General features: G+C 47.9%; 18 protein-coding genes. 11 read left to right on the forward strand and 7 right to left on the reverse strand.

The genetic code is table 11. The annotated features are described in order from the left end of the window. Nucleotides 1–12: 12 nt before the first annotated feature. The 3 genes from MKY01_RS05680 to MKY01_RS05690 all read left to right on the forward strand — a co-directional run bounded on the left by MKY01_RS05680 (nucleotide 13) and on the right by MKY01_RS05690 (nucleotide 6950). The gene (locus MKY01_RS05680; RefSeq protein WP_307414754.1) at nucleotides 13–1563 is read left to right on the forward strand and encodes an extracellular solute-binding protein; all 1551 of its coding nucleotides are present in this window, start codon (nucleotides 13–15) and stop codon (nucleotides 1561–1563) included. 95 nt (nucleotides 1564–1658) lie between these two features. Then, nucleotides 1659–5975: an alpha/beta hydrolase fold domain-containing protein gene (locus tag MKY01_RS05685; RefSeq protein WP_339285802.1), complete on the forward strand. Its 4317-nt coding sequence runs from the start codon at nucleotides 1659–1661 to the stop codon at nucleotides 5973–5975. A gap of 330 nt (nucleotides 5976–6305) precedes the next feature. Beyond that, nucleotides 6306–6950 (forward strand): Vat family streptogramin A O-acetyltransferase, encoded by a 645-nt coding sequence (locus MKY01_RS05690; RefSeq protein WP_017690335.1) that lies wholly within the window; start codon nucleotides 6306–6308, stop codon nucleotides 6948–6950. A 330-nt stretch (nucleotides 6951–7280) separates the two neighbouring features. Here MKY01_RS05690 and MKY01_RS05695 read toward each other — a convergent pair whose 3' ends face one another. Together MKY01_RS05695 and MKY01_RS05700 are read right to left on the reverse strand one after the other, a co-directional pair. Further along, the gene (locus MKY01_RS05695) at nucleotides 7281–7553 is read right to left on the reverse strand and encodes an HU family DNA-binding protein (RefSeq protein WP_036606368.1); all 273 of its coding nucleotides are present in this window, start codon (nucleotides 7551–7553) and stop codon (nucleotides 7281–7283) included. Between the two features lie 99 nt (nucleotides 7554–7652). After that, a complete protein-coding gene (locus MKY01_RS05700; protein ID WP_017690333.1) occupies nucleotides 7653–7853 on the reverse strand; it encodes a cold-shock protein in 201 nt (66 codons plus the stop codon). A 168-nt stretch (nucleotides 7854–8021) separates the two neighbouring features. On the opposite strand from MKY01_RS05700, the gene MKY01_RS05705 reads away from it, so the two are divergent. From MKY01_RS05705 to mglC, 7 genes are all read left to right on the forward strand, one after another. After that, nucleotides 8022–8924 carry a tyrosine-type recombinase/integrase gene (locus tag MKY01_RS05705; protein ID WP_339285804.1) on the forward strand — a complete coding sequence of 301 codons (903 nt, stop codon included), beginning with the start codon at nucleotides 8022–8024 and terminating at the stop codon, nucleotides 8922–8924. A gap of 335 nt (nucleotides 8925–9259) precedes the next feature. Beyond that, nucleotides 9260–10993: a response regulator gene (locus MKY01_RS05710; RefSeq protein ID WP_339285806.1), complete on the forward strand. Its 1734-nt coding sequence runs from the start codon at nucleotides 9260–9262 to the stop codon at nucleotides 10991–10993. A 26-nt stretch (nucleotides 10994–11019) separates the two neighbouring features. Continuing rightward, complete coding sequence (locus MKY01_RS05715; protein ID WP_282322229.1) at nucleotides 11020–12807, forward strand: sensor histidine kinase; 1788 nt, start codon at nucleotides 11020–11022, stop codon at nucleotides 12805–12807. Next, nucleotides 12794–13972 carry a substrate-binding domain-containing protein gene (locus MKY01_RS05720; RefSeq protein ID WP_339285808.1) on the forward strand — a complete coding sequence of 393 codons (1179 nt, stop codon included), beginning with the start codon at nucleotides 12794–12796 and terminating at the stop codon, nucleotides 13970–13972. Before MKY01_RS05715 ends, MKY01_RS05720 begins: the two co-directional genes overlap by 14 nt. A gap of 175 nt (nucleotides 13973–14147) precedes the next feature. Then, nucleotides 14148–15209 (forward strand): galactose ABC transporter substrate-binding protein, encoded by a 1062-nt coding sequence (locus MKY01_RS05725; protein ID WP_036606548.1) that lies wholly within the window; start codon nucleotides 14148–14150, stop codon nucleotides 15207–15209. A 74-nt stretch (nucleotides 15210–15283) separates the two neighbouring features. Next, nucleotides 15284–16789: a sugar ABC transporter ATP-binding protein gene (locus MKY01_RS05730; RefSeq protein ID WP_339285809.1), complete on the forward strand. Its 1506-nt coding sequence runs from the start codon at nucleotides 15284–15286 to the stop codon at nucleotides 16787–16789. A 15-nt stretch (nucleotides 16790–16804) separates the two neighbouring features. Then, nucleotides 16805–17824 carry a galactose/methyl galactoside ABC transporter permease MglC gene (mglC, locus tag MKY01_RS05735; protein WP_017690326.1) on the forward strand — a complete coding sequence of 340 codons (1020 nt, stop codon included), beginning with the start codon at nucleotides 16805–16807 and terminating at the stop codon, nucleotides 17822–17824. Between the two features lie 276 nt (nucleotides 17825–18100). Here mglC and MKY01_RS05740 read toward each other — a convergent pair whose 3' ends face one another. Continuing rightward, nucleotides 18101–18436, reverse strand: coding sequence for a hypothetical protein (locus MKY01_RS05740; RefSeq protein WP_036606384.1), 336 nt, complete (start codon nucleotides 18434–18436; stop codon nucleotides 18101–18103). A gap of 415 nt (nucleotides 18437–18851) precedes the next feature. Here MKY01_RS05740 and MKY01_RS05745 point away from each other — a divergent pair, with 415 nt between their 5' ends. Then, a complete protein-coding gene (locus tag MKY01_RS05745; protein WP_051449843.1) occupies nucleotides 18852–20267 on the forward strand; it encodes an ATP-binding protein in 1416 nt (471 codons plus the stop codon). Between the two features lie 678 nt (nucleotides 20268–20945). Here the strand turns inward: MKY01_RS05745 and MKY01_RS05750 are convergent. From MKY01_RS05750 to MKY01_RS05765, 4 genes are all read right to left on the reverse strand, one after another. Further along, the gene (locus MKY01_RS05750) at nucleotides 20946–22778 is read right to left on the reverse strand and encodes an ABC transporter ATP-binding protein (protein ID WP_339285812.1); all 1833 of its coding nucleotides are present in this window, start codon (nucleotides 22776–22778) and stop codon (nucleotides 20946–20948) included. Beyond that, a complete protein-coding gene (locus MKY01_RS05755) occupies nucleotides 22771–24555 on the reverse strand; it encodes an ABC transporter ATP-binding protein (RefSeq protein ID WP_339285813.1) in 1785 nt (594 codons plus the stop codon). The genes MKY01_RS05750 and MKY01_RS05755 overlap by 8 nt, the downstream gene beginning before the upstream one ends. 159 nt (nucleotides 24556–24714) lie before the next feature. Beyond that, entirely contained in the window at nucleotides 24715–25149 is a 435-nt protein-coding gene (locus MKY01_RS05760; protein ID WP_076253351.1) for a MarR family transcriptional regulator, read from the reverse strand. Between the two features lie 313 nt (nucleotides 25150–25462). After that, nucleotides 25463–26410, reverse strand: a complete 948-nt coding sequence (locus MKY01_RS05765; protein ID WP_282319217.1) for an iron-hydroxamate ABC transporter substrate-binding protein — start codon at nucleotides 26408–26410, stop codon at nucleotides 25463–25465. Nucleotides 26411–26414: the final 4 nt, after the last annotated feature.

Consider the following 26414-nt stretch of genomic DNA (forward strand, 5'->3'; position numbering starts at 1 on the left):
AAGAGGGGTAGCATGAAAAAGTGGATGGTCACAGGCATGGCGCTATTGCTGGCGGCAACCTTCATGGCGGGATGCAGCAAGGGAAGCGGGGCGGAATCCGGTGAGAATGGGGGAGACGGCAAGACAAGGTTCTCCATGTCACTGCGAACGCTGGCGTATACGTATGTGGAGAAGTCACCGGACATCAACCAGGATAAATGGGTGAAAAAGCTGGAGGAACTGACCAATAGCGATCTGAAAATCGTGCTCGTGCCTCATAAGGAATATGAGCAGAAAATGGTCCAAATGTTTGCCACCAATGATATTCCTGATGTGGTGCAGGGTGATGGCGGCGTCAACGGCAAGGAGATGGCCGGTTCGGTCGAAGCCGGAGTATTCCAGCCGCTGGATGAGCTGTTGCAGCAGTATGGGCAAGATTTGCTGAAAGCCGTGCCGAAGGAAGCCTGGGACCAGGTCACCCATGACGGCCAGATCTATGCCATCCCCGAATATTTATCCAATCCATCCCGCCGGGCAACCTGGATTCGTAAGGATCTGCTGGATCAAACGGGATTGCCTGTGCCCACCACGGTGGAGGAAACATTGGAAGTGCTACGTGCCTTTAAAAAGCTTGGCGTGGAGAATCCATATATGGGGCGTGAAGATTTCAAATATGCGGATACCTTCTTTGGTGCCTATGATGTGCAGCAGTTCCTGTCCATGATGGAGCAGCAGGGCGACCAGATTGTACCCAAGTTCATGGATAACGAAAATATGCAGCAAGCCCTGACGGTTTATAAGACGATGTACGAAGAAGGGCTGATTAACAAAGAGTTTGCGACCATCAATTCGACGGTATTCAAAAATACAATTCTCTCCGGTAAGGCGGGCATGTGGTCCATGAACGCCAACGAACTGATTCAATGGGAGAAGCAGATTAAAGCGTCGGTTCCCGATGCCAAAATCGAAATTATCCCTTCCCCTGTTGGTCCGGACGGTAAAGGTGGTTATTATCTGTACGGTCCGGTGACACGTGCCTACTTTATCAATAAGGATGCGGCTGATCCGGCTTCCATTATCCGTTTTTTTAACTGGATGGTTTCCGATGAAGCAGAGAAGTTTTTCACGTACGGCACGGAAGGAGAAACCTACACAGAGGATAATGGCGTCATTTCTTACACCGCTCCAACGGATTCCGCTGGCGTGGATGAAGAGCGTTACCGTCAGTCTTTCTTATGGTTTGTTCAGGACACAACGTACAATAAAGGCTCGTTATCGCTGACAGAAGAAGGCAGGAAACTGATGAATATTTACGATACGATTTTAGCCAAAGAAGGCCGGGATGGCATCAACTTTGATCCACGGTTGGAGGCCTTTGTGCAGAATCCCGAGATTGCTCCCAATTCGGATACACCTCCTCAAGTATTGCTCACACACATGATCAAGATGGTTTACGGTAAGGAGCCCATCTCCGATTGGCCGAAAGTGGTTGAGGAATGGAAATCCAAAGGTGGCGATCAGGCCATCGAGGAAGCTACGGAGAAATTTAAGAAGGGTGAGGGAGTGTCAGCCCCGCGTCGCTAACTATATAAGTTGAACAATACATTTACACGATCACAGCGATCGGAAGGTTGTTCTGTCATTGGAATGGCAAGTCAGCTGAATACGGAGGGATACAAATGAAAGACTTGTTCAAAACGTGGACGAAGCGGGCTGTACTTGTTGCCATATCTTTCATACTCATTACCGGTATCGCCATTCCTGTGCATGAAGTCCGGGCGATGGAAGACGATATTCCTCATTCTGTTATCCATGCTGCACAGGAAGAAAATATCCCGGAACCCGAGGGGCCCGAACTGGAGATTTACGCGGAAAACTTTGATGATCCCGACAATTTTGGCTCTACGGGCGGAATTGCATTGAAGGCACCATGGCGTCAGGACGGTGCGGGCGGGAGCAAGGCCAAAACGTCTTCTTCAACAACCGCACCATCCCAACCCAACATGGTCAAGATAGATGGAACCGATGCACTCGCGCTGCCACTTGATCTGACCGGATACGGAAACATCCGGCTAAGCTACTACACAAGAGCTTCCTCCTATATAAGCGGAAACGTGATTATTGAATGGTCGAAGGATGGAGGAATTTCCTGGACGACGTTGGAGACGTTTCAACTTCCCCCAGGAACTCCAGACATGAAGAATAAGGAAGGCAATACCTTAAAAAGCTGGACGCTGGGTTCCGAAGCGAACAATAACAGTACAGTGAATATTCGATTTCGGACAGGAGATACCATGCAGGCCAACATGTATATCGACAATGTTGCCATTTACGGTCAGGTCATTCCGGGAATAACGCCTGCCCCTTTCCCAGTGCCGCCTGGAGAAGAGAATACTGAGTTTACGCCACCGCTAGGAGTGACTTTATACGAGGATGTGGAGATTGGCATGGCTGGTGGGCGGGCGATGTATTCATCCATTGCCGTTCCCGAGACAGCGGCAACTGAACCGATGCCAGTTATGATCTATATTCACGGAGGTGGGTGGAATCACGGGGATCGGAAGCAGGCATTGAACTCCATATGCAATTATGTACTCAAACGTGGTTACATCGGTGTATCTCTGGACTACCGGCTCACGCCTGAGGCGCCTTTCCCTGCCCAGATTCAGGATGTCAAACTTGCTATCCGATATTTGCGGGCCCATGCCGCCCAGTACAATCTGGACCCAAGTCGTATCGGAGTCTGGGGATCATCTGCGGGCGGTCACCTGGCCGCATTACTTGGGACCACGGGGGACCTGGTCGCTGGTGATCCCGTCGTGCTTGATACAGGAGTCACGGTAGAGGTACCGGATCTCGAAGGTTCTGGCGGCTGGCCTGAGTATTCGGACAAAGTGCAGGCGGTTGCCGACTGGTACGGACCCGCTGATTTTACGACGACATTTGCCAATAACTATAGCTCGGTCACGGCTCTGCTTGGCGGTCATCGCGCATTGGATGTACCGGAACAGGCCAGACTTGCGATGCCGGGCACGTATGCCTCACCGGATGATCCACCGTTCTGGATTCGCCACGGGGATGCTGACGCCACCATTCCATACACGGACAGTGTTACTTTTGCAGAGCAGCTTCAATCTGCGGGTGTGCCGATTGTGGATGTGAAGATTGTACCCGGTCAGGGCCATGGATTTACAGGTACAGCTTCCGAGAATGCCAATGCGGAGGCATGGGCCTTCTTGGATGAACATGTGAAGAACCGGATCGTTACGGAGCCAATTATTTTCAAAAGAAATCCCGCAGACACTTCTTATGTAGATGAAGAAGAACGACCGTTGATGGAGAAGGTCATCGCCAGCAAGCTGCCAAGCGACGATGCGGCGATTGATAGCAGCAAGCCTGATCTGAATTTCAATCAGGCTACAGGTTCCAGCACCGGATTACTAAGTATTTCTTCGACTACTTCCACCAAGAAATATGTATATCTCAAATTTGATATGACCGGAAATGAGCCGGAAGGAGATCGTTATCAACTGCGGATTGCAGCGAAGAAAGGCACTTCGAATACCGATACGGAGTTGTCCCTTTACGGTTTGGATGCCACAGACTGGAGTGAATCATCACTAACCTGGTCGAATGCTCCCGTCCAAAGTCTGAGCGAAGCTTCGCTGCTGGGCACATTCCAGGTCACGGCAGATCGGAATGGAAGTCCGGCAGTTTATGAAGTGGATGTAACCGATTATGTGAAGGAACGTGCAGATGTTGGGCAAGTGGCATTTTTGCTCGCGGATGCGGGATCAACAGGTGTTTCCGTTAACGTCTATACCAAGGAAGCCAACGGAACGAGCAATCCGCGTCCGCAGTTATCTGTCATTGCTTTAATCGAAGAAGGCAGTGACGCGCAGTCACCAGAATGGGAGCAGGGAGCTGAACTGGAGATTCGCAACTGGGGAACGGATTTTGCGGAACTGAGATGGCCTGCTGCCAGTGACGATACGGCTGTATCTGCCTACCGAATTTATCGTGATGGAGTTCTGCTGAGCGAACAAGGTAAGCAGTCATTCCGGGACAGCGGACTTGAAGCGGAAACACCATATACATTTCAAGTGAGGGCGATTGACGAAGCGGGCAACGTCAGCAGTGCTTTATCAACCGAAATGAAAACCCTTGACGGCCCGGTATCATCCCTGCCTGTGGCTTCCGTCACGGCAAGTGGCAGCGACGGCAACCTGGCGACCAATACCCTCGACAATAACAGCTATACACGCTGGTCTGTTGCAGGAGAGGGGCAATGGATCACATTTGATCTGGGGCAGGTACAGCCAGTGGGTTATGTTGGGATTGGTTTTTACAAAGGGGATATCCGAAAGACATCTTTTGAGATGGAATCGTCTGTTGACGGTGAGCAGTGGACCCAGATATTTAATGGCGAAAGCAGTGGAGATACAACCGAAATGCAGGCGTTTGATATCCCGGACACTTCTGCACGTTATGTGCGAATCACCGGACGTGGCAATTCCGATGGAAGTATTTACACAAGTCTGAGCGATGTGCATCTGTATGCCCCTTTTGCAGGGGGAGGGACACCTGTGGCTCTGATTCCATACATCGTGCCCCAACCACCTGAAGGGACGATGCCCTTTATCGCACCAGGTCTGACGGAAACAGATGGCACACCACATGCTGTCCATGCTCCACATGCCGTGACCGGACGTACAATTGATGTACGGGATTATGGAGCAGATCCTGCTGACAACACGAGTGATGACCGCCCTGCTATACAGGCTGCGATGGACGAAGCCAACGTTGGGGATGAAGTGTTTTTACCTGATGGAGTGTACAATTTGTTATCCGGGCCGGATTTGAGCACCAATCTGATGCTCAAATCCGGAGTGAATCTGAGAGGTGAGAGCCGTGAAGGAACTGTGCTCAAGACATCGCTGAATCAGGTGACGGGAAGTGCCGTTCTGAAAGCATCGGCTCAGCATAGCATTCTCGTATCCAACATGACCATAACTTCAGTCTGGTCCGGCAGCTACACGACCGATCATCAATCCAATAACCCCTCCGCAGGAGGGCCGGATAGCATGATCCATATCGCCAATTATGGCGAGGCACCATCGTATGACATTACGATTGACGGCGTAATTGTGGAGAAGTTCAAACGAATGGCGATCCGCATTGAGCACAGCCGCGATGTTGTTGTGAAGCATGCAACCTTCCGCAATGCAACAGATCTGGGCCCTGGAGGTTCAGGTTATGGCATTTCGATTCAGGGAACGGCCAAGACCGATCGGCTCGGATTTGACAATGATACATTATGGAACGTGGTGGAGGACAGTACATTTGAAGGTCCCTATCTCAGACATGGAGCACTGATTCAGTTTGTGGCTCATAATAACGTGTTACGTGGCAATACGTTTAACGGAACAAAGTTGGACGCCATCGACCTTCATGGTGAACTGGAGTATTTGAATGAAATCTCCGGCAATGTCATTACGGACGTATTGACAGGCGCAGGGATTGGGCTCGGCAATACCGGGGGTTCGGCTCCCAGCAACCACAGCAAGTCTGGCAAAGGGAACTACATTCATGACAACACAATTACGAACAGTCGAATTGGTATTTCGGTAACCATGGGTACCCCCGATACCCTAATTGAGGATAATCTCATCGAGAATACTAAAGTGATTGCAGAGGCAGCGGGGATCAAAGTGTTGAACGGACCGGGCACGGTGATTCGCGGCAATATAATTCGTAACAATACGGCGAGCGGTTACTGGGGTGTGAGGCTTGAGCGCGACAAAGGTGATGCCGGAGCAGGCAATATCGGCGAAGGGGACCCTGAGAATGTGTGGATTGAAAATAACCTTATTGAAGGGAATGCAAACGGAATCGGCCTCTTTGCCGGAGTAAACATTCTAATGAAGGCCAACATTTTAAACAACATGAATGAGGACTACTACAAAGCAGCAGGTGTTACAGTTACCGAGTTATAAAGAATCAGAACAAGTGGCCTGGCAGGCGTCTATATAAGTTGAAGCTCAATATTACACCATACTGCAATCGGAGTGATAAGGTGTAACATTTATAGTTCAACTTATGTAGCCTGATGGGCTACTTTTTGTTATGAATCCTTAATTTAAGATTCACTAAAGGTTCGTCCTATTCACAACAGGCTGCCGATTCTGTCCATGAACAGCTCAAGTCGGTAGAGCAGATCAAGGCATCTGCGGCTATTTTGTCTGATGTGTCGACAGAGCTGCAGGCCTCACTTAGTCCGTTTAAGATTTAATATCTGTTACAATAGGGAAAAGGAGGGACTTCATATGGCCCCTGATAAAACAAAACTTTTCCCGAATGAGAATATTCGTACGGTATGTTACATTCAAAACCTGCCGCCGCGTTCCAACGTGGACATCGGTGATTATACGTATTATAGTGACAACACAAATCCGCCAGAGCAATTCTATGACCGGATACAGCATCATTATGACTTTATTGGTGATCGCCTGGTCATTGGCAATTTCTGTGCAATTGCGGAAGGTGTGACATTCATTATGAATGGCGCGAATCATCGGATGGAGGGTATGACCACGTATCCGTTCAACATTTTTGGTGGAGGATGGGAGCGTGTGACACCTACACTGGAACAACTTCCATATAAGGGTGACACGGTACTGGGGAACGATGTATGGCTTGGACAAAATGTAACGATCATGCCTGGTATCACGATTGGAGACGGGGCAATCGTTGCCTCCAATTCAACCGTTGTTAAGGACATTGAACCCTATACGATTGTTGGTGGTAATCCAGCCAAGACTGTTAAAAAGCGTTTTGACGAAGAGACGATTGCACTGCTGCTGGAATTGAAGTGGTGGGATCAGGATGAGGAATGGCTGGATACGCATTTGGAACGTCTTGTCTCTACATATGATCTACAGATCTTGCGCGAGCTTCTGAACAGCAAATAGGCTGGATGTGCATTGTGCTTAAAAGACAAATAAGCTGGTTCCTGACGGAGCCGGCTTCCAAGCAAATCAGGCCCTGGACCGTTTTGAGCGGATCAGGGCCTCTTGTTGTCCAAGATGAAATGTTAATTTAACGGGTGGGTGGTCGTAGGGTACAATCAGACTTTGTTGATGGGGGCTTCAAATGAGTGTGATTTTCTGTATGATCCGAGTTTGTCTGTTTGCCTGAATAAAAGTTAATGATATCATCAACGGTAGTAAACACGACATTTAAATCCATATTATCATTGTGTGTTTGAATAAAAACCTCTTTTCAATAAGTTGTTGCGTTGTTTAATTTAAAGCTTCTTTCATGCTTAAGCCTGCTGTGAATACAGGAACTTTACCTGCAGGTAGTTGAATTTCTTTGCCTGTTTTCCGGCTTCTTCCCGTTCTTGCCTCACGCTTCTGCACTTCAAATTTCCCGAATCCGACCAGTTGAACTTCTTTGCCTTCTTTGAGAGCTTCGAGAATCGAGTCCAGTACAACGGTTACAGCTTTTTCAGCATTCTTCTTGGAGAAACCGCCAGCCTTAGCTACTTCTGTGATCAATTGTTCTTTATCCATGGGGAATACCTCGCTTTCATTCTTGGGATGTGGAAACTTTGCTGTGACACATATGTGTAAATAAAAAGCTGCCTTATTAATAAGGCAGCTTTCATATAATTAAAGTTTAGTAACGTTCTCAGCTTGTGGTCCACGGTTACCTTGAGTTACTTCAAATTGAACGCGTTGACCTTCGTCCAAAGATTTGTAACCTTCACCTTGAATTGCACTGAAATGAACGAATACATCTGTTCCTTCTTCAGTTTCGATAAAGCCGAATCCTTTATCCGCGTTGAACCATTTCACTGTACCTGTTTGCATGTGATTCCTCCAAAAAATAAGTTTTTAGCCGATCATTATGACGAGTATAATTTAAAATTGACACTCACCTGGTGCATTTAAACCACGAACTTGATGTCCGCTAATGTATCGATTAATATGATAATACCATGTCCGCTAATATAAGTCAAGATTTGGAGGTATTTTCTAATGAATCAGTCATCAGGGGTTTCGGTGCAGCGGGAACCGACAGTAGAGGAATTCATACATATGCTTGCTAAAGAGGGGGAATTGCATCCCAAAACCGTGAAGGAATATGCAAGTGATCTGAAGCACTTTATCGAATGGTACAAGGAAAGCACCATGCTCAGCGCAGAGTTTTCACTGCGAATTGAAGATGTGGATACATCCACTTTAGTCAGTTATCGTGAAGATGCTCACCAAGTTATGTTATTGAAACCAGCCACCATTAACCGGAGATTGATTACGCTGAAGCGTTTTTTCAAATGGGCTGTCTTGGAATCCAGGCTCAGTCATGACCCTTCCAAACCATTAAAATTCATTCCGGAAGACAAAGTAAGTCCACGCCGAATGACATTGGAAGAAGAGCAGGCATTCCTCGCAGCAGTGGAGTACGGTAATTCCCTTCGTGATCAGACCATCCTGACCCTTATGTTTCACACGGGCTTGCGAACGATGGAAGTATGCAACCTCAAGCCTCATGATATCGAACTTGGTAGACGAAGCGGTCACCTGACAGTGAGCGCCGATAAACGCAACGTGCAACGTAAGATCCCTATGAATATGCAGTGTGTTGTCATGTTGAATCAGTACTTATCTGATCTTGCTACCGATCGTGCGTATCTTTTTCCTTCAGAGAAGACAAATGATCGTTTAACGGAGAGAGCATTGCGTCACCTGATTAAAAAAGTAATGATAACAGCAGGGCTGGAAGGACTGAGTTCACACGACCTGCGTCATCGTTTTGGCTACGCCATGGCTGAGCATACGCCACTGCACCGTTTGGCCGAGATAATGGGACACACCAACCCAGATACAACAATGATTTATTTTAAAGCATTAAGTACGAATCATCGTAAAGAACAAGAATGAATTCTGAATTATAGTCAGAATCAAAACACCTCTTAATTAGAAGTACTTCGAAATTTTCCGTGTTTGTATTACTTTAACCTACCTTTAGCATTCATATACGATCCTTCACATTTCACTTAGGCACTGCCCGACAGGGTTGCCTTACCTCTAACAAAGAAAGCGATTACATATCCCTGATAATATTGTATATTATGATGGCAACCTTGGAACAGATCAACATGATCCTGTGCATTTTGCTTCAATTCGGTGACAGAAAGAAATCAAATGATTCACAATGCTACATATATATTCGTTGATAGGGCATAAGGCCGTCATCAAAAGGGAGGAATCCAAACGTGTACCGGGTACTGCTGGTGGATGATGAAGAAGATGTGCGTGAAGGACTTGTTGTAGAGGTCGATTGGGAAGCGCTCGATCTGCGGATTGTCGGTTTGGCTGAGAATGGGCGGGAAGCATTGGAGATGGCGGAGCGGGTGGAGCCGGACATTGTGGTGACGGATATCAGCATGCCATTCATGAATGGTCTGGAACTCGCACAAAGATTGAGGAAACGTAATCCACTCGTGAAGGTGGTCATTTTGACTGGATATGATGAATTTGATTATGCGAGGCAAGCCATCTCGTTAAGTGTGGATGAATATCTGCTGAAGCCGTTCTCGGCAGGGCATCTCACCGAACTGCTCACAAGACTGCGCGCCCAGATGGCGGCTGAAGTGGCTGAGCGTGAAGATGTACAGCAGCTGCGTGAGCACTATCATACCAGTTTGCCTTTATTACAGGCAGATCTGATGGCGACCTTGCTCCATCGACAGAAATCCTCAACATATATTCATAGTAAAGCCAAACAATGCGGATTGGATCTGACAGGAGAACGTTATGGGGTGTCCGTATTGACACTGCATATGGATGGAGATGTGCAGAAGGAGAAGTCTGAGGGAGTATTCAGCGAGCCTTCACAGCGACATAACCCAACAACATCCGAGGTAGCGGACCAGTCTGAGATATTTGTTCCCGGAGGTTCCTTGCGTCAATCTGAGGATGCTGAGCTGAAACGCTTTGTTGCACTTAACATTGCGGCAGAAGTTTGGGCGGAGCATGGGGCTGGTCATGCCTTTATGCATCAGGAGACGATTGTTCTGCTCTATGTGGATCGTACGGGCGGTACAGATGGAGCGAAGCGACAACAGAAGGCATTGGAAAATGTGATGCGCAGCATCAACCACTATTTACGTATCCCGGCTACGGTGGGCTCTGGTCAGATTGTGGATACACTCGCGGATGTGAATCATGCCTATGAAGATGCCCTGCTGGCATTGGATTATCGGCTTGTGCCCGGGACAGATTCAATCATATACATTGCGGACGTCGAGCGACAGACGGCGGGCAAGTTGCGTTTTGATGAGTTGAAACAGCAGACGCTGACACGATGCCTGAAGGCAGGTACACAAGCAGAGCTGGAGGAAGCACTGGCGATCATTTTCCGGGAAATTACAGTGGAACACGGGCGAAGTGATATTCAGCTCTATTTAATTGAAGTATTAACAACAGTATGGAAGGCAGCACAGGCATCAGGAGAAGCGATGGAAGACATCTTTGGTGCAGGGTTCCAGTTGTATGCGGATTTGTTCCGACTGCCGGGACTTACTGAGGCACAGAAGAAGGTACAGGAGGTCTGTCTACTCGTGCAACATCGCATTGCGAGCGGACGCCAGCATGTATACAAAGATATTGTCGAGCAGGCGTTAGTCTTCACGAAAGAGCATTATGCCGACCCGGACCTGTCCATTCAGAAGGTGTGCGGGCATTTGCATATCAGCTCCGGTTATTTTTGTGGCATTTTCAAAAAAGAAGTACAACTTACCTTCCTGCAGTACCTGATGCAGATCCGAATGGAGGCAGCGCGTGAGCTGCTTCGCTCGACCGAGCTGAAGTCGTTTGAGATTGCGGAGCAGGTTGGCTTTGCCGAACCCAATTACTTCAGTTTTTGTTTCAAAAAACATATTGGCGTCTCGCCCAAAGAATATCGTAAACAGGCTTCCCAGGCGGCAAGTGAAGGTTCAATCCGATGAAGTTCTTGTCCAGATGGGTGAAATCCATGGGAGTTCAATTACGCTCTCGTCTGCGTTCGTCCAGAGTCAGCAGTATCCGGTTTATTATTACATGGTCCTTTTCCGTCTTCATCGTCTTGGTGCTAACCATCATGGCGATGCTTCTGCATGACAAGTTCACGCAGGCTGCCGAGCGAAGTGCGGAACTCACGACGAGACAAATTGTGGATCAGGTCAGTTATAACCTGGAGGATTACGTCCGCAGTATGTCGCATCTGTACCGTGCCATTGAGGAACACATGCTGCGTGACGGGACATGGGAAGGGGAACTGGTGGACAAACAGCTTGACACACTGCTCAGCAGTCGTGAAGATATCATCTCGATTACTCTGCTTGATTCCACGGGGAAATTGCTCAAGAACCGACCTACAGCCGAATTAAAAACCAGCGCCCATGTGACACAGCAAGGGTGGTTTCAGTCTGCGCTTCGTGTGCCGGATCACCTGAGTTTCTCGTTACCTCATATTCAGAACATGTACACAGGCCCATATAAATGGGTCGTTTCCATGAGCAAAGGCATAACGATACGGCAAAATGGTCAGGATCGGCAGGTTATCCTGCTGGTCGATATCAATTTCAAACAGATGGATGAACTGAGCCGTCGGGTCAGTCTGGGGCAACGAGGATACGTGTATATCATCGATGAGAGTGCGGGCAATATCGTGTACCATCCGCAGCAACAATTGATGTATATGGGACTCAAAAGCGAGAATATCGAACAGGCTTTGGTGGCTTCCGGCAGTTACGAAGATGAAGCAGATGGGCAGAAAAGGCTGAATACCGTAAAGTCCGTTGCCAATATCGGGTGGAAAATCGTCGGTGTTGCTTATTTGGATGAGATTATGACAACGCGTCAGGAAGTGAACGGATATCTCATTCGTGTATTGGTCGTTGTACTGGTACTGGTCATTCTTGTCTCGCTGTTCTTATCCTCCAGTCTGACTCGTCCGATTCGGCGAATGGAACGTAAAATGAAGGCCGTAGAGCGCGGGGATTTCAACGTGGAGTTGCCTATTGAAGGGCCGCTGGAGGTGGAACGTCTATCTCGTCGCTTTAATCTGATGGTCAATAAAATTCGCACCCTGATGGATGAGATCATCCATGAGCAGGAACAGAAGCGGCGTCTGGAGCTGGAAGCCTTGCAGGCTCAGATTAATCCACATTTTCTATATAATACGCTGAATTCAGTAGTGCGAATGGTAGGCATGAGTCGCAATGAAGAAGTGATTACGATGATCACGTCTCTCTCGCGCCTGTTCCGTATCAGCCTTAGTCAAGGTAAGACGATCATTACGATCAGGGAAGAGCTGGAACATGCGCAGCATTATTTGACGATTCAACAGATGAGGTTCAAGCGCAAATTCAACTTTACGATTAAGGCAGATGATACGCTTCTGGATTGCCTGACATTGAAGCTGGTGCTCCAGCCCTTGATTGAGAACGCCATTGTTCATGGCATCGAGTACCACATGGACGAAGGAAGTATTGAGGTTGATGTTTATCGTGAGGACAACAAGCTGGTGTTTCGCATTACAGATAATGGGGTCGGCATGACGGAAGAACAGATGTCGGGATTATTAAGTGGTCGTCCTGTGGTCAAAAGCGGTGCAGGCTCCGGCGTAGCGGTACGCAACGTACATGACCGAATCCGGCTCTATTATGGGGAGGCATATGGCCTTGAATTTGCAAGTGAGTTGGAAGAAGGCACCACGGTCTGGGTTCGGATTCCCATTCAATCGCAGCAGAAGGAGGGCGAGCCTAATGACAGACAATAAGGAGAATAGGGGCGATATCCACAGCCACAGAGTTGTAGGGTCATACATTCGTACGTTTTGGAAAAAGGTTGCTGCGAGCTTCCCTGGAATCCGGAAATGTCGGTTAGTAACCCAGACAGCTGCAAGCTGCTGTCTGCTCATATGCAGCGCCTGTGTCTTATCGAGTCCCGATACTACGGCATCACCGCCACGTATCGCGCTGATTACGCCAGCTGGGACAGGGGAACTTGCGGAAGCTATCCGGCTTGGTGCCGAAGCGGCTGCCAAAGAGAACGGGGCCGAACTGATTACCGTGGAAGCATACCCTTCCGATGGTGATGTGTACACGCCTGCCATTCTGGACTCTGCTGGAAGTCAGATGCAGATCAAACAGGCAAATATCAACAGCCATACGTTGTCTCGCAGTGGGCGAGAGCAGGCTCAAGTGAAGGCCGCCGCATCGGCTCTGAAGCAGGGGGCATCAGCTCTATTGGTTGATCCCCTAAGTGAAAAGGCACTTAGTGACATCATTCAGGAGGCACAGACAACAAATTCCGATGGAACCATTGTTCCTGTCATTGTGCTTAACGATGAATTTCCCGTGAAAGGCATCACCAGTTTCATCTCAATGGATAATGTTGAGGCGGGAAGACAGGCCGGGCAGGCTATGGCGGAGCTTTTGGAAGGGAAAGGACATGTAGCTTTATTAGGCCCCGATCCTCTTAATTCTGGTCTTATTCAGAGAGAGCAGGGAGTTATGGAAGCCTTGGTACAGTATCCTAATATTCAAGCGGAACCCAAATCGATATGTAATACACGGGATGGATGTTGGCAGACTGCGAAGCAATTGCTGGACCAGCAGGAGGTGGATGGCTTCATTACTCTTCAGGAACCTGCTTCTCTGGGAGCAGCCGATGAACTGAATCGACGCAAATCTGCGGAAAAGGTAAGGATTGTTGGGTTTGGCAGTGAACAACAGCAACTGGAGCAATTGCAAGAAGGGGTCTTTGATCATCTCATCGTCCAGAATGGATACAGTGCAGGTTATCTGGGATTGAATCAAGCCGTTGCGCGGCTGAACAATCAACAGGTGCAAGCGAGAGTGTTACTTGAGACCAAGCTGGTTAGTACAGACAATATGTTCTGGATGGATAACCAGAAGCTGTTGTTTCCTTTTGTACAATGAACCAATGCTGGAACGAGTGCCGGAACGAATACTGAATGAAGAAATTAAGGTGTTTGTTTAACTTGAGGAAGATTTCGATAGAACAGGTGAAGATATTGTATTCGAATTTAATGTAAACCCTTTCATAATAAAGACATCGGTGAAGCCGAATGAACTTGGGGGAGGTCATTAGGATATGAAGAAAACATGGATGACACTGTTGATTACGGCATGTATGGTTGTGGCGGCGGGGTGTAGCAGCGGCGGAGACAGTGCAGGTGGAAGTACGGGAACAGATACAGGAGGCCAGACAGCAGCCGGTACGGAAACGCCAAAGATTGGTGTCGCCATCTACAAATTTGACGATACATTCATGACGGGTGTACGTAATGCGATGACCGCAGCAGCGGAAGGCGTTGCGACTTTGGATATCGTGGATAGCCAGAATGCACAGCCGACCCAGAATGAGAAAGTGGATCTGTTTGTGTCCAAGAAATACAATGCAATGGCCGTGAACCCGGTGGACCGGACGGCGGCAGGTGTCATCATTGACAAGGCTAAGGCAGCGAACATTCCAGTGGTATTCCTCAACCGTGAGCCAGTAGCTGAAGATATGAACAAATGGGATAAAGTGTACTACGTAGGAGCAAAAGCGGAGGAGTCCGGTACGATCTCCGGTCAGCTGATTGTAGATTACTGGAAAGCACATCCGGAAGCGGACAAAAACGGCGATGGCAAACTGCAATACGTCATGCTGAAAGGGGAACCGGGTCACCAGGATGCAGAGCTTCGGACCAAATATTCGGTTCAGGCGATCCAGGATGCCGGAATCGAAGTGGAAGCACTGGCGGAAGACACGGCGATGTGGGACCGGGTGAAAGGTCAGGAGAAAATGCAGGCGTTCCTGGCTTCCCATGGTGACAAGATTGAAGCCGTTCTCGCAAACAATGATGACATGGCCTTGGGAGCCATCGAGGCATTGAAAGCAGCCGGATACTTCAAAGATGGCAAATCCATGCCGGTGGTAGGTGTGGATGCAACAGCTCCAGCCATTCAGGCTCTCCAGGATGGCACAATGCTGGGCACGGTGCTTAATGATGCCAAGAATCAGGGTGCGGCCACGGTGGCACTGGCTTCCGTACTTGCCAAAGGTGAGACACCAACAAAGGAAAATACCAAATACGACATTACAGATGGTAAATACGTCTGGATTGCATACAAGAAGATTACAAAAGACAACATCGCCGACGCCCAATAACAGCACGAGACAGGGACGTCCGACATTCGGGTAGCGTCCCTTTTTTGACGGTCATATGGAAGGGAGGAACCAAGATGGAGTCACCTTACCTGCTGGAGATGAATGGAGTTTCCAAAGCATTTCCGGGTGTGCAAGCACTAAGTCAGGTCACATTGAAAGTAAAGCCGGGGACGGTTCACGCCTTGATGGGAGAGAATGGAGCGGGGAAATCCACACTTATGAAATGTCTGTTCGGCATGTATCACCCGGATGAAGGAACGATACGTATCGAAGGAAAGGATGTGGATATTCCAAATTCCAAAGCTGCACTTCAGCAAGGCATATCCATGATTCATCAGGAGCTGAATCCGGTCCCGCATCGTCCGGTGATGGAGAATATATGGCTGGGTCGTTTTCCGATGAGGGGAATACTGGTGGACGAGAAACGGATGTATACCGATACGCTGGCCCTGTTCAAGGACTTGAACCTGGATATTGATCCGAAGGCTCAGGCGGGAACACTGTCTGTCTCCAAGATTCAATCCATGGAAATCGCCAAGGCCGTCTCTTTTCAATCCAAAGTCATCGTCATGGATGAGCCAACTTCGTCCCTGACAGGCAAGGAAGTGGATCAGCTCTTTACCATTATTAATGAACTGCGCAGTCGCGGCGTATCCATTATCTATATTTCACACAAGATGGAGGAGATCCTGACGATCTCGGATGAAGTGACAATCATGCGTGATGGTTTCGTTGTCGGGACATGGGATGCTGCGGATCTAACGACAGATCTGATCATTACGCGTATGGTTGGCCGTGATCTGGACGAACGTTTCCCGGAACGGACGAACGTACCCGGTGAAGTGATATTAAAAGCCGAGGGTCTGACATCAAGCCAGTCCAAATCGTTTTGTGATGTATCCTTTGAGCTACGAAAAGGGGAAGTGCTTGGCATTGGCGGCCTGGTTGGAGCACAGCGGACAGAACTGATTGAGTCCTTGTTTGGACTGCGTGGACTCGTTTCAGGTACAATTTCGATTCATGGGCGCAAGGTGAAGATTAACTCCCCCGCAGCAGCGAAGCGTCATAACATCGCGTTGCTCACGGAAGAAAGAAGGGTCACAGGAATCTTCCCGGTGTTGTCGGTGTATGAGAACACGATCATTGCCAGTCTGGGGCGCTACCGAAATCGTGTGGGCTTGCTGGACGAGAAAAAGGGCCGCGAAGAGGCACGTGAGCAGACGCAGAAGTTCAGAACCAAAACGCCTTCAGTTAACACGCTGATTCGAAACCTGTCTGGCGGTAATCAGCAGAAAGTTCTGCTGGCCCGTTGGTTATTGACCGACCCAGAGATTCTGCTGCTGGATGAACCGACACGTGGAATCGATGTAGGAGCCAAGTTTGAGATTTACACCATTATTACGGAACTGGCTCGTCAGGGCAAAAGCATTATCATGATTAGCTCAGAGATGCCCGAACTGCTGGGTATGTCGGATCGCATTATGGTGATGAGCGAAGGGCGTCTCACCGGAATCGTGGATGGAGCCGAGGCAACAGAGCAGGATATTATGAGGCTGGCCGCGCAGCAGCGGATGGCTTAGTCAGGAGGGAAACAGATGAACACACAGATGATCAATCAAGTGAAACAATATGTAACACAACGCGCCATCTTTATTGTACTGATCCTGCTCATTATTGGTATTGCGATTGCCGATCCGAATTTTCTGGCCTTCTCCACACTGCGGGACATCTTGCAGCAATCCTCTACACGGGCCATTATTGCGCTCGGCGCCGCCTTTATCCTTGTCACGGGCGGGGTCGATCTGTCCGCTGGACGGGTGGTTGGTCTGACAGCGGTTGTATCGGCATCGATGCTACAAATTGACGAGTATGCCAATCGCTTCTTCCCCGATCTGCCCCACTTATGGGTGGGTCTGCCGATCCTTGTCGGGATTACCGCAGGTCTGTTTGTGGGATTGGTCAATGGACTTATTGTCGCCAAATTACATGTGCCTCCTTTTATCGCAACGTTGGGTACGATGGTTGCCGTGTATGGACTGAACTCCATTTATTTTGATACGGAACCCAACCAGTCACAGCCGATCGGAGGATTGCGACCGGACTTCACTGTCATTGGCTCTGGATACATTGATCTGGGCGGGGGTTATTCCATCCCGTATATTGTCCTCATTGCTATTGCGGTGGCATTAATCTGCTGGGTGATCTTTAACAAAACACGTCTAGGCAAAAACATGTACGCGATCGGTGGCAACATTCAGGCAGCGCATGTATCCGGGATTCATGTGGCACGCAACCTGGTTGCCCTGTATGCCATTGCCGGTGCGTTGTATGGCCTGGGTGGTGTGCTTGAGGCAGCACGCACAGGTGGAGCAACAAACAATTACGGTAACATGTATGAACTGGATGCAATTGCCGCATGTGTGGTAGGCGGCGTATCAACGGCAGGAGGTATTGGAACGGTACCCGGGGTTATGGCGGGTGTGCTGATCTTCGGGGTCATCAACTATGGTCTAACGTTTATCGGTGTAAGTCCATACTGGCAGTTGATTATCAAAGGATTGATCATTGTTGCTGCGGTGGCTTTTGATATCCGTAAGTATATGGCGAAGAAATAAGATGAGCCTCAAGAGGTTACACCAGTCACTCCGATGACAGAACAACCTTCTGATCGCTGTTATCCCCAGATTTTTTGATTCCCTTCTAAAGAAGTGAAAATCTGGGGATAGCATATGCTTCCGATGCAGCTTTCTTTCAGAAAGCTTTTAGGCGAACGCTCCGCTTCTTCAGATTGGTTCTGCACTCTACGTTATCGTGTAAATAATTTGTTCATCTTATATGGAAAAGCAGCAAAGAAGCCAGCCCTCGGGATATAGAGAGCTGGCTTTAATTGTTTAACCATTGACCATCCAATCGATAACGGGGATAACTGGTCCAATGATGCATAAGAGCAACATAAATCCGGCGACGTTATAAGATACACTTGTGCCATAATGTGAACGATTTTTTTTGGCGATCAAGAAGGCTGGAATCCAGAAGAGGGCTGCTACTACAAAAGGAATGTGAAGTCCTTGAGTTCCGTTGCTATAAATAGGTATGTTTATTAAGTTAAAAAGATAATGACTGATCATAAAATTTGTTGTGCCCCATTGGAAATTAAAGGCGAGACCCATCAATAGTACGAGTAGAGAGAGCGTTCCGAGGCCCAGTGGTTTTCGTTGTGTTGTCATGTGATATCCTCCATTACCAAGTATTTATCCTAAATTAATCCATTAATGTATTGTACCACAATATTGATCTATGCGAAGAGGAATTGTTTCACTTTTGTTGATTACAATTACATCATATGTCCTATTGCCTTCATAATTTATACATTCGTGCGAATTTGGCGAGCCTCCACTAATCGACAACATCAGCTAATCATAATCGATATAATACATGTACATAAGTTGTTTGATGTGAGTTTTATGTCAAAGGGGGCGAGGCTGTTTGCTTAGTTACACGATGAAAATGGTGATATTCCCGCTAGGTTGTCTGCTTGTCATTCTGTCCTCTTATGTTCTCAGGCTTACCCCTAATATGGCAATAATGTCACTTTCGGCGACATTATTGGTAGCAAGTATTTATGGGGAGAGACGATATCCTGTGCTGCGAAAATTTCAGTGGATTTTTCTAGGGATATTCCACTATTTCAGTGAACTGAACTGGTGCAACATGCTGTATTATATGCTCATTATTTCAATGATCCAGGACAAACCAAGGTTGGCGCAGACCTTGCCGATTTCGTTGCTGCTTATGTTGCAATATACGTTGATTCGGCTTTCGTATGTGCCTGTAGATACATATGCTTTGCTGGTTTCGTTATTTGACCTGTTAACCTCGGTTGTTATCATTTTTTTGTATCATACCTTAATCAACAGTGAGGTCGAGAAGCGCAGGCTTCGGGAAAAAAATCGGTTCCTGACCCTGCATGATCCGCTTACCGGACTGTTGAATTACGAAGGTTACATGGAGGTGTTACATAAGACAGTAGAAGAGCAACGGTCTTTTTTGCTTGTCCTTTTGAACGTCAATAACTTTAGCGGCTTTAAAAAAGAGTCAGAAGATCCTTGGTGTACGGTAATCACAGGTACAGGTCAGATGATCAGCAATCATTTCACCGAGGCCTATGGCATATCCCGGTATGCAGGAGACCGATTTGCAGTCGTTTTGCCAGAGATACAGGATGTGGAAGAACGCATGTCGTCACTACTATCCGTGCAGCTTCAAGGACTCCAGGTAAGCTACAGCATCTCCCTGTACCCGGAAATGTCGGATTCGTTGCAGCACTTTATGACGGTAGCCGAGGATAGGCTACTTCAACAACAGCGCAGCAAATGGCTGAAAAATGAAGAAGAAGTATTTCGTTCCGAGAGACTAAGGGCTGTAGGTGAACTGGCCGCGGGTATGGCTCACGAAATTCGGAACCCGCTTACCGCAATTCGGGGATTCCTGCAGCTTTCCCGTGGACAAGCCTTTAATATCGCGCCATGGTATGAAGTGATTATGGGTGAGGTGACAAGAGTAACCGATCTGACGGCTGAATTTTTGCAGTTTTCCAAACCACATGCGAATCACATGAAGCCTGAACATTTGGGTCACTGCCTTGAACGAGTGATGTCTTTGACCGAGTCAGATGCGGCATCCCGAGGGCATCAAATTACGCTTGAAATGACTAATGAGCCAGTTGTAATCATCATGGATCGAGATAAAATTGTGCAGGTATTGATCAATCTGATTCGTAACGCTTTTGAAGCAATGACAGACCCTGGTGAGGTCCATATGGATTTGTTGCAGGACGGAGACGCAGTGCTCATTTCAATTACAGATACAGGAAGCGGCATTCCGGAAAATTCGCTATCCACCATCTTTAATCCATTTTATACAACCAAAGAAGAAGGTACGGGACTGGGACTTGCACTCTGCCAGAAAATTGTTCAGGATCACAATGGTAAAATTACCGTCCATAGTGAAATGGGGGTTGGTTCCACCTTCACGCTTCATCTGCCAATGGAGACATAAAGCGTATAACTGACCCAGAGATAGCAATTAAATAGTCATTAGACAAAAACATAAAAACGCCGCATGGGTCCAGAAGAACCCCGTGCGGCGTTTAATATTTCGATTAATAAGTTGATGTGTGGAGACTACATTGGTTCAGATCATTTTAGCTATATAAGAGTGTGTCTGCAAATTCAAGTAAACGATATGATGATGGAGGTCAGCGTATAAAAGTCTGAAGTTCAAGCCGGTTGATCCTGGCGAATGGGTAGTCGATTTTCTAAGGAACATAGGACGTCTTATTTGGCCTTCAAGTCCTTACTTTAATTTGTAAGAAACTTCAGACACGTTATTTCCCAACATCCCATGAAAAAACGCTGAAAATGGCTGTTTATTTGGATATAACGTGTCTCAGGTTCTTTAGATTTCTGAGGGAGCTTCAAAAGCTTGAATAAGGCGCCTCAGATTCGTTAGTTTACGCTCTTGCTCTGTTCCAACCGTGAGCTGGACGATGTCCTCAAGCCCGCCCGGCACGGAGTGGAGCTTTTCATTTGGAATAGAGAAAATCCACTTTTGTGGCATATTGATCGCTTGTTCGCACGCGAAGGACATGTTCTCCCACATTCAGGATACAGCGCAATTACTTGCTCCATACGCGCTAAGGTCCGCTTCGGCATGGAGTAACTTTGCAGAGTCGCTTTAGTTCGACTTATTGAGCTGTCCCTGATGTAACTGATAGTAGAATCCTTGTTGCTTCATCAACTCATCATGGTTGCCCCGTTCAGCGATCTGTCCATCATCAATGAAGAGAATCTGATCGGCTTCACGAATCGTGCTCAGTCTGTGGGCGATGACAAAGCTGGTACGGTCTTTCATTAAAGTGCGCATCGCTTCCTGAATGTGCATCTCCGTGCGCGTATCAATGCTACTCGTTGCTTCATCCAGAATAAGAATGGCCGGATCAGCCAGAATTGCCCGGGCAATGGTCAGCAGTTGTCGTTGTCCCTGACTCAGGTTGCTTCCCCCGGAAATGATGGGGGTGTCGTAACCTTGTGACAGTTTTCGGATGAACGAATGTGCATTCGCCAGCTCAGCCGCTTGCCTGATCTGTTCATCGGTTGCGTCGGGCTTGCCGTAGGCGAGATTGTCGCGAATGGTACCCGAGAACAGGTAGGCATCCTGAAGTACAATGCCGAGTTGCCGACGGAGTTGATCCTTCTCCAGTTCCGAGATGTTACATCCATCGATGGTAATCCGTCCGCCTGTAATCTCGTAGAAACGGGGTAACAGGTTGATAATGGTCGTTTTGCCTGCGCCGGTGGGTCCAACAAGTGCAATCATCTCACCAGGTTTTGCAGTAAAACTGACCTTCTTCAAAATCTCTCGCTCCGCACTGTATCCGAAAGAGACGTCTTCAAATACCACTTTACCTTGAATCTGGTCCAGTTGTTTCTTCTGTTCCTCTACGTATTCGCTAGGCGTATCCATAATGTGAAACACACGTTCAGCACCTGCAATTGCAGCCTGAATCAGATTGTACTGATTGGCAAGATCGTTGAGCGGCCGCTCAATCTGGCGGGAGTAAGCGAGAAAGCTGACGATCAGTCCGATGGACGTCATTTCATGATAAGCCATCCATCCACCTACAGAAGCGAGTATGGCAAACCCGATATTATTCATCACGTTCATCGTAGGTCCAACCAAACCCGAAACGGTCTGGGCCTGTGTGCTGGATGTACGCAGTTTCTCGTTCAAATTCTCAAAATGTTGATGTGCCTGATCCTGACGGTTATAAGCCGCTACGACTTTTTGTCCAGCAATGGTTTCCTGAGCATACCCATTAAGCTCACCAAGTAATTTCTGCTGGGCGGTGAAGTGTTTGCGTGTTCTTGACGCGATCAGGCGAGTGGCGATGGTAATCAAGGGTACAGTCACCAGACTGAGCAGGGTAAGCCGTACATCAAGTGCAAACATGATTGACAAGGAGCCAACGAGCAGGATGGCACTGGACATCAATTGAGTTACGCTTTGATTCAGCGTTGTAGATACGTTATCGATATCATTGGTCGCCCGGCTCATGAGATCCCCGCTTTGATTTTTATCAAAAAAATGGACAGGCAGCTCTTGTAGTCGGGAGAACAATGCATGTCGCAGATCCTTAACGGTCAGTTGGGACACACCAATCATGACATAGGATTGAGCCCACATCAGGAGTGAGCCAAGGACATAAACACTCAGCAAGAGGAGACATTCCTTCAGTAAACCCGCGGTTACCTTGGGCACGATATGTTCGTTAACGGCGCGGCCGAGAAGATAGGGTCCTGCCAGATTGAGCAGTGTTCCAAGAGCCGTCAGCACTAATGCAGCGATAACTCCTTTGCGATGACGTCCCATGTACGACCATACCCGAATCAGGGCGTGGCGAGCATTTTTGGCTCTGACTTTGGGAACAGGTCCTCTGCCCGCTGGTCCGGGTCTTCCGATGGGAGGCACGACCGTTTGTTGTATGGAGGAAGATGCAGGTTTAGCCAAATTGAACATCCTCCTTCCGTTGCTGCGAATAATAGATGGCTTGATAGTGTGATGAATGAGCCATAAGGTCATCATGTGTGCCTCTGGCAACGATCTGTCCTTCATCAATGACATATATACAGTCTGCATCCTTCACGGAGGAGATCCGCTGTGCAATCAAAAAGGTCGTGCTGTCTTTCATCAAGGACTGCAAAGCCTTCTGAATGCTCGCTTCCGTACGCAGATCAACAGCACTGGTGCTATCATCCAGAATCAGTACTTCCGGTCGCATGAGCAGGGCGCGTGCAATGGATATCCGCTGTTTTTGTCCACCGGACAGATTGACCCCGCGTTGACCCAGCTCCGTGTCATACCCATCTTTCAGTTTCATAATAAAATCATCCGCTGCCGCAGCTTGTGCCGCAGCACGCAATTCAGCATCCGTTGCACCGGGCCGGCCGAAACAAATGTTATCCCGGATGCTGCCGCTGAACAGGATGGATTCCTGTAGCACAATGGACACACGGCTGCGAAGATCCTGAAGATCCCAGTGGCGAACGTTCACTCCATTCACGAGCACTTCACCCTGCGAAGCATCGTATAGACGGGGAATCAGCTGCACCAGCGAGGTTTTGCCTGAACCTGTTGAACCGATCAGGGCCACTTTCTCACCCGGGCGAGCCTTCAGGTTAATGTCAGTGAGTGCATGGTCTCCGTCATAACGGAAAGATACGTCTCTGAACTCCACTTGACCGCCTGTGTGGGAGGGAAGAGAAGACGTTTGGTTTCGGGACTGATCACGAGTAGACGGGGATGACTGTACATTCCCGGAGTTATCGGTTCCGGATTGAATATCCGGCTGTGTATGTAACACCTCGTTGATCCGTGCAGCTGATACCTTGGCGCGGGAGAAACTCATCATCATCATGCCGATCGACGTGAGGGACGAGAGTACAACCGTGACATAGTTGATAAAAGCAATCAGATCCCCGGCAGCAATATCGCCTCCCACTACCTGGAAACCTCCAAACCATAGCACCGCTACAATGGTAGCGTTCAGCATCAGGCTGAGTACGGGTGCATTCAGTGTGACAATACGCCAGGCTTTGACGGCAGTTGAGGTGTAATCTTCATTGGATTGTTTGAACCGCTTTTTCTCCAGACGCGCACGTGCAAACGCCTTGACGACACGAATGCCGGCAAGATTCTCCTGAAGCACAGCGTTGACCTGATCAAGCTTGCTCTGCACACTGGCGAACAGCGGATAGGAAGCTTTTATCAGAATAAATAAAATAATAAACAGCACCGGTACAGTCGCAATAAGAATTAAAGCCAGCTTTACACTGATCGTAAACGCCATGATGATACTACCGATGATTAGCATTGGTGAACGGATAAACATCCGTAGCAGCATCTGTACAAAGGTCTGCATCTGGGTAATGTCACTGGTCAGACGAGTGATCAGAGATCCTTCCTGAAACGTATCCAGATTGCGGAAGGAGAAGGTTTGAATATGGTCAAACAGTTCTTGGCGCAGATCTGTGCCGTATCCAACGGCAGCTTTACTTGAATAGAGTGTACAGCCTGCGCCGCCAACCCAGCCGATTAACGCAACAAGTAGCATGATCAGACCTGTAGTTATGATATGGGGCAGATTCCCTGCAAGTACACCATCATCCACGATGCTGGACATCAGCTTGGGCTGGAGCAGGTCCATGGTAACTTCAAGTACCATGAGCAGCGGGGCGACGATTGCCGCCGACTTATACGGGGTCAAGAATCGTTTTAACGTCCACAATAGGGAATCACCTCAATGTTCATAGCATAAGTGAAACAATTTCATAATACCTTTAGCTGCTTCAATCAAGGCTAGGTATAGTTACAAAAATCCGTTTTAGTGAGTTATGCAATTGATTCAAGTATTTTCTTTTAAACGATGTCGCAAGTCTGTATTACCTCAAGCTTCACGCAGGTTTTGAAGCATACGCTGTGCAAGTTCAGACATGATCTCGGATTCTTCCGGTGTAAAATCTTTCTGGGCTTGCTGTTCCAACTCCTGAATCACTTCTCTCAATTCTTGTAGCGCAGAGCGCCCTTGATCCGTCAGGTATACCCGCAAACTGCGCATATCTTTCGGGTCTGCTTCACGTCTCACATAACCGGATGATTCCATGCGCTTGAGCATCACGGTTACCGTTGCGGGACTGCGCTGAAGTTGTTCGGCCAGGTTTTTCTGGGATTGGCCATCTTCCCGTTCAAGCTGGAACAACAAAGGGGGCTGCCCCGGGTATAACTCGGGGTGGTTCACAAGTTTCTCATGAACCTTGTAGCGTTTCAGTTTCACGAGTTCGGATAGCTGTCCCATTAACCGATCATTTTGGACTGGGTTCATATCATCTACTCCATTTCTACCTTCGTTCCATCTTCTCGGTACTGAAAACCAGACTTTTTGAACATGCACATTTAGTTAGTCGACTAAATAAATCTTAAGTTTGATTTGATATATCGTCAAGTGAATGCAAGTCGTTAATTTTGGATTTAAGGTATTTCCAGGTCGATTGGCTGGAAAGTAAACAAGTAAAATAGATAAGAAAAAAACAAAAACCTCTACTTTGAGCGAAAGAGAGCATGATAACTAACTCTGTTCCGGTCTCTAAGAGAGGTTTTTTGGTATTGTCACACGTTAAGTGTGGAGTGTAAGAAAATTATTTTTTGGAGAACATTTCTTTGGCTTCATCCATGGCCATTTTATTACCGATAGATGAGTAATCCAGCCAAGGCTGTGCACCAATCGGGTAGACATGGCCGGCTTTGACTGCTTTCAGGCCTTGCCAGATCGGATTGTTTTGTAGCTCCTTGAACATGGTCTGGGCTTCATCATCCGAATTCACAACTACAAAGATCGCATCTGCATCATAGTCCGGCAATATTTCACGGGAGACGACTTGATACGGTTTAGTCGAATCGATATCTGTGATCCCTTTGGCAGGAGTCAGACCGAGATCCTCATACAAAATGGGACCCATGGGACGGCGTGTACTGAATACACGTAATTCTTTGGCAGTAACACGGATCGCCATCACAGTACCATCACCAATCGTGTCATGAATCAGAGATTTCACTTCTTCCGTTTCGGTTGCGTAGTCCTGAATGTATTGCTCGGCTTCCTTCTCGCGATTTACGAGTTTGCCAATGTCTTTCAGATGGTCGCGCCATGTACCGTCATCCAGATTGAAGACATGCACCGGAGCAATTTTTTCGAATTTGGCAATATCACCACCGGAGAATTCTTCGTCCAGATAGATCACATCGGGTTTCAGGGCAAGCAAAGCTTCCATATCCGGGTCTTTAACCGGACCAAGTGGCGTTGTATTTTGAAGTTGATCAGCAACATGGGACAGGAAACCTTTGGCTTCGCCACCGATAACGGAACCAACCGGAGTAATGCCAAGAGACAGCAGATCATTGGTCAAGTGAATCGACATGGAGGCAATGCGTTGCTCTCCCGAATTTGCACTGTTGTCTTGATTGTTGCTTGAAGTATCCGTGGACGAACCACCAGAAGCAGATGATGAATTATTGGTCGTTCCACAGGCTGCAAGCACAAGCACCAGACAGATACTCATGACAAGCATAAGATTTTTCTTTAACATGGGT

Source organism: Paenibacillus sp. FSL R5-0486 (genome assembly GCF_037975155.1).
In the GTDB taxonomy this organism is placed as follows: domain Bacteria; phylum Bacillota; class Bacilli; order Paenibacillales; family Paenibacillaceae; genus Paenibacillus; species Paenibacillus amylolyticus.